Origin of the sequence: Bosea vestrisii, from assembly GCF_030144325.1 — a bacterium.
GTDB lineage: Bacteria > Pseudomonadota > Alphaproteobacteria > Rhizobiales > Beijerinckiaceae > Allobosea > Allobosea vestrisii_A.
Map to the genome: position 1 here is coordinate 370,149 of NZ_CP126307.1, position 12,745 is coordinate 382,893.

Annotated in this window: 12 protein-coding genes; 11 read left to right on the forward strand and 1 reads right to left on the reverse strand. The window is 67.2% G+C overall.

Annotation, left to right across the window (positions count from 1 at the left end; translation table 11 throughout):
* The first annotated feature begins 97 nt into the window (after positions 1 to 97).
* The 6 genes from QO058_RS01775 to QO058_RS01800 all read left to right on the forward strand — a co-directional run bounded on the left by QO058_RS01775 (position 98) and on the right by QO058_RS01800 (position 6,509).
* Positions 98 to 1,891, forward strand: a complete 1,794-nt coding sequence (locus QO058_RS01775; protein ID WP_284170034.1) for a SurA N-terminal domain-containing protein — start codon at positions 98 to 100, stop codon at positions 1,889 to 1,891.
* A complete protein-coding gene (locus tag QO058_RS01780; RefSeq protein WP_284170035.1) occupies positions 1,879 to 2,004 on the forward strand; it encodes a hypothetical protein in 126 nt (41 codons plus the stop codon). The genes QO058_RS01775 and QO058_RS01780 overlap by 13 nt, the downstream gene beginning before the upstream one ends.
* Before the next feature lie 10 nt (positions 2,005 to 2,014).
* Positions 2,015 to 3,529: an anthranilate synthase component I gene (trpE, locus tag QO058_RS01785; protein WP_284170036.1), complete on the forward strand. Its 1,515-nt coding sequence runs from the start codon at positions 2,015 to 2,017 to the stop codon at positions 3,527 to 3,529.
* Between the two features lie 216 nt (positions 3,530 to 3,745).
* Entirely contained in the window at positions 3,746 to 4,720 is a 975-nt protein-coding gene (locus QO058_RS01790) for an ABC transporter substrate-binding protein (RefSeq protein WP_284170037.1), read from the forward strand.
* 74 nt (positions 4,721 to 4,794) lie between these two features.
* On the forward strand, positions 4,795 to 5,718 hold the full coding sequence (locus QO058_RS01795; RefSeq protein WP_284170038.1) for an ABC transporter permease: 924 nt from the start codon (positions 4,795 to 4,797) through the stop codon (positions 5,716 to 5,718).
* Complete coding sequence (locus QO058_RS01800; RefSeq protein WP_284170039.1) at positions 5,715 to 6,509, forward strand: ABC transporter ATP-binding protein; 795 nt, start codon at positions 5,715 to 5,717, stop codon at positions 6,507 to 6,509. The genes QO058_RS01795 and QO058_RS01800 overlap by 4 nt, the downstream gene beginning before the upstream one ends.
* A gap of 13 nt (positions 6,510 to 6,522) precedes the next feature.
* Here QO058_RS01800 and QO058_RS01805 read toward each other — a convergent pair whose 3' ends face one another.
* Positions 6,523 to 7,437, reverse strand: coding sequence for a LysR family transcriptional regulator (locus tag QO058_RS01805; protein ID WP_284170040.1), 915 nt, complete (start codon positions 7,435 to 7,437; stop codon positions 6,523 to 6,525).
* Positions 7,438 to 7,544: 107 nt separating this feature from the next.
* Here QO058_RS01805 and QO058_RS01810 point away from each other — a divergent pair, with 107 nt between their 5' ends.
* From QO058_RS01810 to QO058_RS01830, 5 genes are all read left to right on the forward strand, one after another.
* Positions 7,545 to 8,732, forward strand: coding sequence for an MFS transporter (locus QO058_RS01810; RefSeq protein WP_284170041.1), 1,188 nt, complete (start codon positions 7,545 to 7,547; stop codon positions 8,730 to 8,732).
* A gap of 37 nt (positions 8,733 to 8,769) precedes the next feature.
* A complete protein-coding gene (locus QO058_RS01815; protein ID WP_284170042.1) occupies positions 8,770 to 9,804 on the forward strand; it encodes an aldo/keto reductase in 1,035 nt (344 codons plus the stop codon).
* Positions 9,805 to 10,016: 212 nt separating this feature from the next.
* A complete protein-coding gene (locus QO058_RS01820; protein WP_284170043.1) occupies positions 10,017 to 10,382 on the forward strand; it encodes a YciI family protein in 366 nt (121 codons plus the stop codon).
* 2 nt (positions 10,383 to 10,384) lie between these two features.
* A complete protein-coding gene (locus tag QO058_RS01825) occupies positions 10,385 to 11,647 on the forward strand; it encodes an RNA polymerase sigma factor (RefSeq protein ID WP_284170044.1) in 1,263 nt (420 codons plus the stop codon).
* Positions 11,648 to 11,849: 202 nt separating this feature from the next.
* The gene (locus QO058_RS01830) at positions 11,850 to 12,626 is read left to right on the forward strand and encodes a DUF899 domain-containing protein (RefSeq protein ID WP_284170045.1); all 777 of its coding nucleotides are present in this window, start codon (positions 11,850 to 11,852) and stop codon (positions 12,624 to 12,626) included.
* The last annotated feature ends 119 nt before the right edge of the window (positions 12,627 to 12,745 follow it).

A 12,745-nucleotide genomic window follows, 5' to 3' on the forward strand; every position in this document is an offset into this window, starting at 1 on the left:
GCAATCGAGGCGATCCAGAGCGATTGCCGGAAGGCGTTGCTCTTCCTATAAGCGGCGCGCAGCGGCACGGCCGCGAGAGGATTGGGAAGACAAGACCATGATGATGCAGGGCATCCGCAAGGCGGGGCAGAGCCTGATCGGCAAGCTCATCATCGCCGTGATGTTCGGCTTTCTGATCATCTCCTTCGCGATCTGGGGCATCGGCGACATCTTCCGCGGCTATGGTCGCAACGCCGTCGCCGTCGTCGGCAAGACCGAGATCAGCATCGAGCAGCTGCGCACGGCCTATCAGAACGACCTTCAGCGGTTGATGCGTCAGCAGCGTCGCCAGATCAGCCCGGAGCTGGCGCGGGCGCTCGGCCTCGACCAGCAAGCGCTCTCGCGCCTTGTCACCGACGCGACGCTGGACCAGACCGCCACGAAATTGGGCCTCGCCGTTTCTGACGAAACCGTTCGCAACAGCCTCTTCAACGATCCGAATCTGAAGAATGCCGCCGGCCAGTTCGACCCCAACCGCTTCAACGAGCTGCTGCGTGCGATGGGGGTGAACGAGCAGGGCTTCGTGCGCGAGCAGCGCGCCGTGACGATGCGCCAGGAACTCGCCGAGATGGTGGTCGGCGCCGTCACGGCCCCGGGCGCGCTGCAGGAACTCGGCCATCGCCTGCGCCACGAGAAGCGTGAGATCGCCTACGTCACCTTGCCCGACAGCGCCGCTGGCGAAATCCCCGCTCCGGCGGAGGACGCGTTGCGCAAATATTTCGACGAGCGCAAGGCCGCCTTCCGCGCCCCCGAATACCGCACCGCCAGTGTGCTCGTCCTGACGGCCGCCAACCTCGCCGACCCGAGCAAGGTCAGCGAGGCCGACGCCCGCGCCCGCTACGAGCAGATCAAGGCGCAGCGCTTCGGCTCGGCCGAGCGCCGCATTGTCCAGCAGATCGGCTTCCCGTCCGTGGAGGAGGCCAAGGCAGCCAAGGCGAAGATCGATGCCGGCGAGACCTTCGAGGCGGTCGGCGCCAGCCGCAACATCGCTGAGGCCGACCTGACTCTCGGCACCTTCACCCGCGAGGGCCTGTTCGACCCGGCCGTGCGCGACGCCGCCTTCGCGCTGGCGCAGGGCGCGGTCAGCGAGCCCGTGCAGGGCGGATTCGGCGTCGTGCTGCTGCGCGTGCCGACGATCGAAGCCGCTCGCCTCAAGAGCTTCGAGGAGGTCGCCGACGAGGTCCGCCGTGACGTTGCCCCCTCGCGCGCTGCCGAGCAGATGACCGAGCTGCACGACAAGATCGAGGACCAGCGCGCTTCGGCGAAGCCGCTGGCCGAGATCGCCAAGGAGTTTGGCCTGGCACTGCGCTCATTCGGCCCGGCCGATTCCCGCCTCGGCAAGGCCGACGGCACGCAGGAGACCGCCCTCCCCGGCGGCGACGCGACACAGCAGGCGATCTTCCGCTCCGATATCGGCGTCGACAACGAGGCGACCCGCTTGCCGAACAATGGCGGCTATGTCTGGTTCGATGTCAGCAGGATCGACCCGCCGCGCGAGCGCAGCTTCGACGAGGTCAAGGCCGAGGTCGAAAAGCAATGGCGCGCCGACGAGGTCGCCTCCCGGCTCTCGGCCAGGGCGCGCGAAATCGTGCAGAAGCTGGACGCCGGCGAGAAGCTCGACGCGATCGCCTTCGCTCAAGGGTTCGCATTCGAGGAAACGACGCTCGGCCGCCAGGACCAGAGCGACGCCCTGCCGCGCAACGTCGTCTCGCTGGTCTTCGGCACGCCTGCCGGCAAGGCTGGCTCGGCCGCGGTCGACAATGCCGGCCGCGTCGTCTTCCAGGTCAAGGCGGCGACGGTCCCCCTTATGTTCGCACCGCCGAGGAAGCCGAGAACTTCGTGCGCCTGCTGACCTCAAGCATCAGCGAGGACATCCTCGCCCAATATGTCGGCAAGCTGCAGAACGATCTCGGCGTCCAGGTCAACCAGGCGGCGCTGCGCAACGCCACCGGCGGCCAGAACTGAAGCCGGTCGCATGGGTCCGGCCGCCGACTTCGCCCGCTTCGCCACCGCATATGCGGCAGGCGAAGCGCAATTGCTGACCCTGTCGCTGGTCGGTGATTGCGAGACGCCGGTCGCCGCCTTCCTCAAGCTGCGGCAGGCCCATAAAGGCCCCGCCTTCCTGCTGGAATCCGTCGAGGGCGGCGCCGTGCGTGGCCGCTATTCGATGATCGGGCTCGACCCGGATCTGATCTGGCGCTGTCATCGCGGGCAGGCCTCGCTTTGTCACCCTGCGCAGGGCGAGGAGTTCGTTTCCGATCCGCGCCCTGCCTTCGACAGCCTCCGCGCCTTGCTCGCCGAGAGCGCGATCCCTGATCGCGACGGCCTGCCGCCGATGGCTGCGGGCGTCTTCGGCTATCTCGGCTACGACATGGTGCGCCTGATGGAGCGCCTGCCGCAGCCGAAGGAGACCGGGCCGGACGTGCCCGATGCCATCCTGACGCGGCCGACGCTGATGGTGGTGTTCGATTCGATCCGCGACGAGATCACGGTGGTCACACCTGTCCGGCCGCAGGCGGCCGTCTCGGCCCGCGTCGCCCATGAACGGGCACAGGAGCGGCTCGACGCTGTGGTGCGGGCCCTCGAAGGGCCCCTGCCCGCCGAGGCCGGCATCGATATCGCCGCGATTCCCCATCCCGAATCCGTCTCGAACACCAGCGAGGCCGAGTTCCACGCGATGGTCGCGACAGCGCAGGAATATGTCCGCGCCGGCGACATCTTCCAGGTCGTGCTGTCGCAGCGCTTCGAGGCGCCGTTCGAATTGCCGCCCTTCGCGCTCTATCGCGCGCTGCGGCGGGTCAATCCGGCGCCCTTCCTCTGCTATCTCGACTTCGAACGCTTCCAGATCGTCTGCTCCAGCCCCGAGATCCTGGTCCGGCTGCGCGACGGCAAGGTGACGATCCGCCCGATCGCCGGCACGCGGCCACGCGGCGCAACGCCGGCGGCCGACGAGGCGCTCGCCGACGAATTGCTGGCCGATCCGAAGGAGCGGGCCGAGCATCTGATGCTGCTCGATCTTGGCCGCAACGATGTCGGCCGGGTCGCGGAGATCGGCAGCGTCAGCGTCACCGATTCCTTCTTCATCGAGCGCTACAGCCAGGTGATGCACATCGTCTCGAACGTCGAGGGACGCGTCTCCGGGGAGCACGACGCGCTCTCGGCGCTCGCCGCCGGTTTCCCGGCCGGCACCGTCTCCGGCGCACCCAAGGTCCGCGCCATGGAGATCATCGACGAGCTCGAGAAGGACGGGCGCGGCGCCTATGGCGGCTGCATCGGCTATTTCGGTGCCAATGGCGAGATGGACACCTGCATCGTCCTGCGCACCGCGGTCGTCCAGGATGGCCGCATGCAGGTCCAGGCCGGCGCCGGCATCGTCTATGATTCGAACCCGGCTTCCGAACAGCTCGAATGCATCAACAAGGCGAAAGCCCTGTTCAAGGCGGCCGAGGAAGCCGTGCGCTTCGCCGCGCGCAGCCGGCGAGGGCAATGATCGGACGGCGCTCGTTGTACATGCGTGCGCCCCGGAGGCGCATGCAGCCTGCTCACTTGCGCGGCGCATTTTTGCCCGCTCATATTGCCGGTAATCGAGGGTGCCGCTCCCTAGCCGCCAGGTTGCTAGAACGGCGCACTCACTAATCTCGAGGGCCCTGCCAACCGCCGCAGATGCGTGGAGCGGACCGGCTCGACAACAAATGGAGAGGAAACCATGCGTTTGCGCGCAACCATGATCGGCAGCGGTCTCGCTCTGGCGCTTCTGGCCGGAACGGCCGCAGTCGCGCAGCAGGCCCAGAAGGTGACGGTCGCCGTTACCGCCATCGTCGAGCATCCGGCGCTCGATGCTGCCCGCGACGGCGTCAAGAAGGCGCTGGAGGATGCCGGCTACAAGGACGGCGCCAACCTCACCTTCCGCTATGAATCGGCGCAGGGCTCGCCGGCGACGGCGGCGCAGATCGCCCAGAAATTCGCCGGCGAGAACCCGACCGTGATCGTCGCGATCGCGACCCCCTCCGCCCAGGCGATGGTCACGGCGACGCAGACGATTCCGGTGGTGTTCACCGCGGTGACCGACCCGGTCGCGGCCCAGATCGTCAAGGATCGGCAGGCTCCGGGCGGCAACGTCACCGGCATTTCCGACTTCTCGCCGCTGGAAGCCCAGTTCGACCTGATCAAGGAACTGGTCCCGACGGCCAAGCGGATCGGCGTCGTCTACAATCCGGGCGAGGCCAACAGCGTCGCGCTCCTCAACGCGGTCAAGGCTTTGGCGCCGGCCCGCAGCCTCCAGATCGTCGAAGCCTCGGCCGGCCGCACGGCCGATGTCTCCGGCGCAGCGCAGAACCTCGTCGGCAAGGTCGACGCGATCTACCTGCCGACCGACAACACGATCATCTCGGCGCTCGGCACGGTTCTGAACGTTGGCGCCGACAACAAGCTGCCGGTCTTCACCGGCGACACCGAGTCGGTCCAGAAGGGCTCGGTCGCCTCGATCGGCTTCGACTACTTCCAGGTCGGCGTCGAGACGGGTGCCGTGGTCGTGCGCGTCCTCAAGGGCGAGAAGCCCGGCTCCATCCCGGTCAAGAATGCCAGCGGCAGCAACCTGGTCATCAACACCAAGGCCGCTGCCGCCATGGGCGTGACCATCCCGCCGGCCGTGCAGGCGCGCGCCAAGCAGGTGATCAACTGATCCGAGGCGGCGGCGTTCTGCGCCGCCGCGACCGGCCGCTCACTCATTCCAGAACAGAACAAGCAGGGCGACCGATGAGTCTCATCGCCACCCTGGGCGCCATCGAGATCGGACTGGTGTTCGCTCTGGTGGCGCTCGGCGTCTACATCACCTTCCGCGTCCTCGACTTTCCGGATCTGACGGTCGACGGCACCTTGCCGCTCGGCGCCGCCGTCGCAGCGGCGATGATCGCGGGCGGCGTCAATCCGGTGTTCGCCACATTGGCGGCGATCGTCGCCGGCTGCCTCGCCGGCACCGTCACCGCCTGGCTCAACATCCGCTTCGCGATCCTGCATCTGCTCGCCGGCATCCTGACGATGAGCGCGCTGTTCTCGATCAACCTGCGGGTGATGGGCGTGCCCAACATCCCGCTTATGAATCGGCCGACGGTGATCGACTTCTTCACCTGGCTGAACCCGTTCATCGCCATCCTCGGGCTGCCCGCCCGCCCAACTCTGCGCGTTCTCGCCTTGCTGATCATCGTCACCGTGATCGCAGCTTTGCTCGCCCGCTTCCTGAAGACCGAGTTCGGGCTCGCCATGCGCGCCACCGGCGCCAATCCGCGCATGGCGCGGGCGCAGGGCATCCGCACCGACATGTACATCTATGTCGGCGTCGCCCTTTCCAACGGCCTCGTCGCTCTGGCCGGCGCCCTGTTCGCGCAGACCGCGGGTTTCGCCGATGTCAGCATCGGCACCGGCACCATCATCGCCGGCCTTGCCGCCGTGATTCTCGGCGAGACGATTTTCCGCAGCCGATCCATCGTCGTCGCGGTGTTCTCCTGCCTGATCGGTGCCATCGCCTACCGGCTCGCGATCGCGCTCGCGCTGAATGCCGGCTGGCTCGGCCTGCGCGCCTCCGATCTCAATCTCGTCACCGCGGTGCTGGTCGGTATCGCCCTGATGCTGCCCGGTGTCGCCAATCCGCTGCGCGGCCTGTTCAAGCGGAGCGCGCCATGATCTCCGTCCGGGATGTCCATGTCACCTTCGGGCGCGGCACGCCGCTGGAGAACCGGGCGCTGCGCGGGCTCGACCTGACAGTGTCGGATGGCGAGTTCATCACCGTCATCGGCTCAAACGGCGCCGGCAAGTCGACGCTCCTCAATGTCCTGAGCGGCGATGCCCGGGCCGAAAGCGGCACGGTCGAGGTCGACGGCGTCGACGTGACGCGCTGGCCGACAGCAAGACGGGCCGGCCTGATCGCCCGAGTCTTCCAAGACCCGATGGCCGGGACCTGCGAACGGCTGACGATCGAGGAGAACATGGCGTTGGCCCAGGCGCGTGGTCGAACCCGTGGCCTCGGCCCGGCGCTCGACAAGCCGCGCCGGGCGCTGTTCCGCGACAAGCTGGCCATGCTCGGCCTCGGACTGGAGAACCGGCTCGGCGATTCGATGGGGCTGCTGTCGGGCGGGCAGCGCCAGGCGGTCAGCCTGTTGATGTCGACATTGGCGGGAACCAAGACCCTGCTGCTCGACGAGCACACCGCCGCGCTCGATCCGCGCACCGCCGCCTTCGTACTCGACCTGACCCGGCGCATCGTCGAGGACCAGAAACTGACCGCCCTGATGGTCACGCATTCGATGCGCGATGCGCTCGACCATGGCAGCCGCACCGTGATGCTGCATGAAGGCAAGGTCGCCTTCGACATTGCCGGCGAGCGCCGCAAGACGATGGACGTGCCGGACCTCCTGCAACTGTTCAAACAGGTGCGCGGCGAGGAACTCGCCGACGACAGCCTGCTGCTGAGCTGACCAAGGAGGCTGGCTAGGTCCGTATCCTGACATTCCGCGCCAGGAAATCGATGAAGGCGCGCATCCGCGCCGGCACGAAGCCGCCCTGCCCGAGATAGACGGCGTGGATCACCTCGATGTCGCCGGCGTTGAAATCCTCCAGCACCGTGACGAGCCGCCCCGCGGCGATCTCGGCCTGCGTATGGAAGCGCCCGAGCCGCGCGAGGCCGATGCCAGCGACGGCGAGCTGGCGCGCCGTCTCGCCATCGCCGACCATCGTACTGCCGACCGCCGCGATCGAAATCAGCTCGCCATCAACACGAAACGGCCAGCCCTCGACCGAGCGGGCGAAGTTGAAGCCGATCAGGTTGTGCTTCTCAAGCTCGGTCGGCGTCTTCGGCTCGCCATGGCGGGCGAGGTAATCGGGCGAGGCGACGACGGCGACGCCGCTCTCGCCGATCTTGCGCGCCATCAACTGGTTGCCGCGCAAGGGCCCCGGCGCAACGCGAATCGCGATGTCGGCCCGCTCCTCGATCAGGTCGACGACCTGGTCGGTGAAGACGAGATCGAGCGAGAGCTCGGGATGCTCGGCGAGGAAGGTCGGCACCAGTGGCAGCAGCACATGATTGCCGAAGGCGATATTCGCGTTGACGCGCACCCGCCCGCGCGGCGCCCGCCCGGCTGCCGCCTCGCACTCGGCCTCGGCGATGTCGGAGAGGATGGTGATGCAGCGCTGGTGGAAGGCTTGCCCTTCCGCAGTCAGTTGCAGCTTGCGCGTCGAGCGATTGACCAATCTGGCGCCGAGCCGGGCCTCCAGCCTTGTGACCAGCTTGCTGATGGCCGACGGCGTCATGCCGAAGACCTTGGCGGCAGCAGAGAAGCCGCCGCGCTCGACCACGGCAGAGAACACTTCCATCTCGCCGGAGCGGTTGCTGAGCAGAGCTGCCATGATGAACTCAAGTCACAAGTGATGTTACGGGCGGCATCCTAGTTCCATTAATTGCTCCGCGCCATCTGCTTGGGGATCGTTCCCATGCGCCCTGCGCGGAGCCTGCCATGCCCATTGCCGTCTATGCCCTCACCGCCGGAGCCTTCGGCATCGGCACCACCGAATTCGTGATCATGGGCCTATTGCTGCAGGTCGCGACCGATCTCGGCGTCTCTGTCTCGATGGCCGGCCTGCTGATCTCCGGCTATGCGCTCGGCGTCTTTGTCGGCGCGCCGATCCTGACGCTGGCCACGCGCAAGTTGCCGCGCAAGCAGGTGCTGATCCTGCTGATGGCGATCTTCACCCTCGGCAACATCGCCTGTGCGATCGCGCCGAGCTACGGCCTGCTGATGGTCGCGCGCATCATCACCTCGCTGGCGCATGGCACCTTCTTCGGCGTCGGCTCGGTCGTGGCGACAAGCCTCGTTCCCGAAGACAAGAAGGCCTCGGCCATAGCCGTGATGTTCACCGGCCTCACCATCGCGACCCTGCTCGGCGTCCCCGCCGGCGCCTGGCTCGGCCTAAACTTCGGCTGGCGCGCCACGTTCTGGACAATCGCCGCGATCGGCGTCGTCGCCATGCTGGTACTCGCCCGCCTGGTTCCGGCCGACAAGGGCAAGGTCGAGGTCGCGCCGCTGCGCCAGGAACTCGCCGTGCTGGCCGAGCCGCAGGTGCTGCTCGGCCTCGCCATGACCGTACTCGGCTTCGGCGGTGTCTTCGCGGTCTTCACCTATATCCAGCCGATCCTGGTCGAGATCACCGGCTTCTCCCAGGAGGCGGTCTCGCCAATCCTCTTGCTCTTCGGCCTCGGCCTGATCGTCGGCAACATGCTCGGCGGCAAGTTCGCTGACCGCAACCTGCCGATCGCCCTGCTCGCGACCACGGCGACGCTCGCCATCGTGCTCTTCGCCATGACGGCGGCACTGCATAACCCGATCGCGGTCACGATCTTCGTCGGGCTGATCGGCGCCGCCGCCTTCGCCACCGTCGCCCCCTTGCAGATGCGCGTGCTGGACAAGGCCGGGCCTGCCGGGCGTAATCTCGCCTCCAGCCTCAACATCGCCGCCTTCAACCTCGGCAATGCCTTCGGCGCCTGGCTCGGCGGCGTCACCATCGACCATGGGCCGGGACTGGCGGCCGTGACCTGGGTCGCCGCCCTCGTCCCGCTGGCGAGCCTGGTGCTGGCCGTGATCAGCCTGCGTCTCGACAAGCGCGAGCGAGTGGCACTGCAAACTGCTCCCGCCTCCTGCCAATAATCTCTGTTTTCAAAAGCTTCGCATAAGGAATTCGACCATGGACTACAGATATCTCGGCCGCTCCGGCCTCAAGGTTCCCGCCCTCAGCTTCGGCGCCGGCACCTTCGGCGGCCAGGGCCCGCTCTTCAGCGCCTGGGGCACCAGCGACGCCAAGGAGGCGACCCGCCTCGTCGACATCTGCCTTGAAGCCGGGCTCAACCTGTTCGACACCGCCGATGTCTATTCGAACGGCGCCTCCGAGGAGATCCTCGGCGCCGCGATCAAAGGCCGGCGCGACAAGGTCCTGATCTCGACCAAGATGACGCTGCCTATGGGCGATGGCCCGAACGACGCCGGCTCCTCGCGCAGCCGCCTGATCGACGGCACCGAGGCCGCGCTCCGCCGGCTCGGCACCGACCATATCGACCTGCTCCAGCTCCACGCCTTCGACGCCTTCACGCCGATCGAGGAAGTGCTGTCGACGCTCGACGCGCTCGTCCGCGCCGGCAAGATCCGCCAGGTCGGCGTCTCAAACTTCGCCGGCTGGCAGTTGATGAAGTCGCTCGCCATTGCCGAGAAGCACGGCTTCCCGCGCTATGTCGCGCACCAGGTCTACTATTCGCTGGTCGGCCGCGACTACGAGTTCGACCTGATGCCGCTCGGCCTCGATCAGGGCGTCGGCGCCCTGGTCTGGAGCCCGCTCGGCTGGGGCCGCCTTACCGGCAAGATCCGCCGCGGCCAGCCTCTGCCCGAAGGCAGCCGCCTGCATCAGACGGCCGATTTCGGCCCGCCAGTCGATGACGGGAAGCTCTACGACATCGTCGATGTGCTCGACGCGCTCGCCAAGGAGACGGGCAAGACGATCCCGCAGATCGCGATCAACTGGCTGCTGCAGCGCCCGACCGTCGCCTCCGTGATTATCGGCGCCCGCAACGAGCAGCAACTGCGCGACAATCTCGGCGCCGTCGGCTGGGCCCTGGCGCCCGAGCAGATCGCCCGGCTCGACACCGCAAGTGCGACCGTTCCGCCCTACCCGGCCTTCCCCTATCATCGCCAGGAAGGCTTCGCCCGGCTCAACCCGCCTATCGTTTAGCGCACTTCAATCCTCCTAGTCGTCCCGGACGCAGCGAAGTGGAGATCCGGGACCCATGCCTGAACCTTCTTCGGATAGGCTCAGGCATGGGTCCCGGGTCTCCCTGCGGTCGCCCGGGACGACTCGGCTTGAACGCAGCTTGATTTTTTCTGCCCGGCCCTGTCGGCTGCCGGCCTGGCCAATCGTCCTTGGCCTGAACCGGAGCGCCGCGCATGCACTACGCCATCCTTTGCTATCATTCCGAAGAGGTCGTCATGGCCTGGACGAAGGAGCAGAACGACGAGGTCATGGGCCGCCTCGAAAAAATCCGCCAGCGCATTGCCAAGGAAGGCAAGCTCGGCCCGGTCGCGCGGCTGCTGCCGACCACCGCCGCAACGACCCTGCGCAAGGACCGCGACCCGCCGCTTATCCTCGACGGTCCCTTCGCCGAGACCAAGGAGCAGTTCCTCGGCTTCTACATCGTCGACGTCGCCGATCTCGACGAGGCGCTCGGCATCGCGCGCGAGCTCGGCGAGGCCAATCCGGGCGGCGCCTTCGAGGTTCGCCCGCTCGCCGTCTACTATCCGGCCGGAGTCTGATCATGGCCGAAATCGCCTGGATCCATGCGGCGCTGACCTCGGCGCGCCCTCAGGCGATCAGCGCCCTGCTCCGCTATTTCCGCGATCTCGACGTCGCCGAGGAGGCCTATCAGGAGGCCTGCCTCAGGGCGCTCAAGACCTGGCCGCAGAACGGCCCGCCGCGCGATCCGGCCGCCTGGCTGATCTTCGTCGGCCGCAATGTCGCACTCGACCAGGTCCGGCGGCAGAAGAAGCAGACGGCCCTGCCGGAAGACGACCAGCTTTCCGATCTCGACGATGCCGAGACCGAGGTCGCCGAGCGGCTCGACGGGGCGCATTACCGCGACGACATCCTGCGGCTGCTGTTCATCTGCTGCCATCCCGACCTGCCATCGACACAACAGGTCGCGCTGGCGCTGCGCATCGTCTCAGGGCTCACCGTCAAGCAGATCGCCCGCGCCTTCCTGGTCGGCGAAAGCGCGATGGAGCAGCGCATCACCCGCGCCAAGGCACGGGTCGCCGCTGCCAACGTGCCGTTCGAGGCGCCCGGCCCGGTCGAGCGCGCCGAGCGGCTCGCGGCAGTGGCGGCGATGCTCTACCTCGTCTTCAACGAGGGCTATTCGGCCAGCGGCGCCGAGAGCGACCGCCGCCGCCCCTTCAGCGAGGAGGCGATCCGGCTGATGCGGCTGCTGCTGCGGCTCTTCCCGACAGAGCCGGAGATCATGGGCCTGTTGGCGCTGATGCTGCTCCAGCACGCCCGCGCCCCGGCAAGGCTCGATGCCGGCGGCCAGATCATCCTGCTCGAGGATCAGGATCGCTCGCTCTGGGACCGCGAGATGATCGCCGAGGGGCTCGCTCTGGTCGACAAGGCGATGCGTCATCGCAGGCCCGGCCCCTATCAACTCCAGGCGGCGATCGCAGGCGTTCATAGCCGCGCGGCGCAGCCGGGCGAGACCGACTGGGCCCAGATCGACGTGCTCTACGCCACACTGGAGCATATCCAGCCTTCGCCGGTGATCACGCTCAACCGTGCCGTCGCCATCGCCAAGTTGCGCGGGCCGGAGGCGGCGCTCGCCACGATCGAGCCGCTGGAACAGCAGCTCTCGGGTTATTTCTACTTCTTCGGGTTCAAGGGCTGGCTGCTGATGCAGCTCGGCCGCAGCCGCGAGGCGCGCGCCGCCTTCGACCGTGCCATCGGGCTCGCCGGTTCGGCCAGCGAAGCCGCCCATATCCGCCAGCACATCGACCGGCTGATGCGCGAGGGCGAACAGGCCGCAGCTGGCTGAGGCCGGCAAAACATCGCTGCCGAAAATTCTTCCGGCGCGATGTCGGCATCGCGTCCGCTTGTTCGTCCTTGCTCCAAAGGGGTGACGAGCGGATGGCACCGGCCGAGCCAGGCCAGAGCCGAAAACTCGTCGATGACAACCGCTTGCTTCGGAATCCTCAAGCCCCGGGATCGGAAGCGGCTTTTGCAGCGGGAGACCGACCATGGCGCAGACCACCGTCAGCAAGGAAGACTGGATCGCCGCCCGCAGGGCCCTGCTCGTCAAGGAGAAGGAGCTGACCCGCCGGCGCGATGCGATCGCCGCCGAGCGGCGCGCTTTGCCGCGCATCCGGATCGAGAAGACTTATGTCTTCGACACGCCGGCCGGAAAGCAGACGCTATCAGACCTGTTCCGCGGCCGCTCCCAGCTCATCGTCAAGCACTTCATGCTGGCGCCCGGCCAGCATGAAGGCTGCGTCGGCTGCTCCTTCGAGGCCGACCATGTCGACGGCGTGCTGAAGCATCTCGAACGGCACGACGTCGCCTATGTCGCGGTGGCGCGCGCGCCGCTCGCCGAGATCGAAACCTATAAGAACCGCATGGGCTGGAGCTTCCACTGGGTCTCGTCCCATGGCAGCGACTTCAACTACGATTTCGACGTCTCCTACACACCGGAGCAGCTCGCCAACGCCTTCTACAATTTCGAGACGATCGCTTCGCCGCTGGAGGATCTGTCCGGCCATACCGTCTTCGAGAAGGATGGCGATGGCGCGATCTACCAGACCTATTCGACCTTCGGCCGCGGTGCCGAAGAGGTGCTCGGCACCTACATGTATCTCGACCTGACGCCGAAGGGCCGCAACGAGACCGGCCCTGCGGGCAACCTGACCGACTGGGTCCGCCCGCATGATCGCTATGACGTACCGGGCAAGACCGACATGACCGGACGCTGGCGCGAGGAACCGGCAGCGGCCTGCTGCCACGTTCCTGCTGCGGGCTGAGACGAGGGGCGCCGGCGCGAAGATTTTTTTGCGCACCCTGTCGGATCGGCCGAGGCGCCAGCGTCCTAGCAGGAGATGGGCGGAAATATCGGCCCCGCAACGCCTGTAAACAGGAGGAA

Coding starts and splice junctions, on each gene's coding strand:
- QO058_RS01775 (WP_284170034.1), top strand. CDS start 98: ATGATGATGCAGGGCATCCGCAAGGCGGGGCAGAGCCTGATCGGCAAG.
- trpE (WP_284170036.1), top strand. CDS start 2,015: ATGGGTCCGGCCGCCGACTTCGCCCGCTTCGCCACCGCATATGCGGCA.
- QO058_RS01790 (WP_284170037.1), top strand. CDS start 3,746: ATGCGTTTGCGCGCAACCATGATCGGCAGCGGTCTCGCTCTGGCGCTT.
- QO058_RS01795 (WP_284170038.1), top strand. CDS start 4,795: ATGAGTCTCATCGCCACCCTGGGCGCCATCGAGATCGGACTGGTGTTC.
- QO058_RS01800 (WP_284170039.1), top strand. CDS start 5,715: ATGATCTCCGTCCGGGATGTCCATGTCACCTTCGGGCGCGGCACGCCG.
- QO058_RS01805 (WP_284170040.1), bottom strand. CDS start 7,437: ATGGCAGCTCTGCTCAGCAACCGCTCCGGCGAGATGGAAGTGTTCTCT.
- QO058_RS01810 (WP_284170041.1), top strand. CDS start 7,545: ATGCCCATTGCCGTCTATGCCCTCACCGCCGGAGCCTTCGGCATCGGC.
- QO058_RS01815 (WP_284170042.1), top strand. CDS start 8,770: ATGGACTACAGATATCTCGGCCGCTCCGGCCTCAAGGTTCCCGCCCTC.
- QO058_RS01820 (WP_284170043.1), top strand. CDS start 10,017: ATGCACTACGCCATCCTTTGCTATCATTCCGAAGAGGTCGTCATGGCC.
- QO058_RS01825 (WP_284170044.1), top strand. CDS start 10,385: ATGGCCGAAATCGCCTGGATCCATGCGGCGCTGACCTCGGCGCGCCCT.
- QO058_RS01830 (WP_284170045.1), top strand. CDS start 11,850: ATGGCGCAGACCACCGTCAGCAAGGAAGACTGGATCGCCGCCCGCAGG.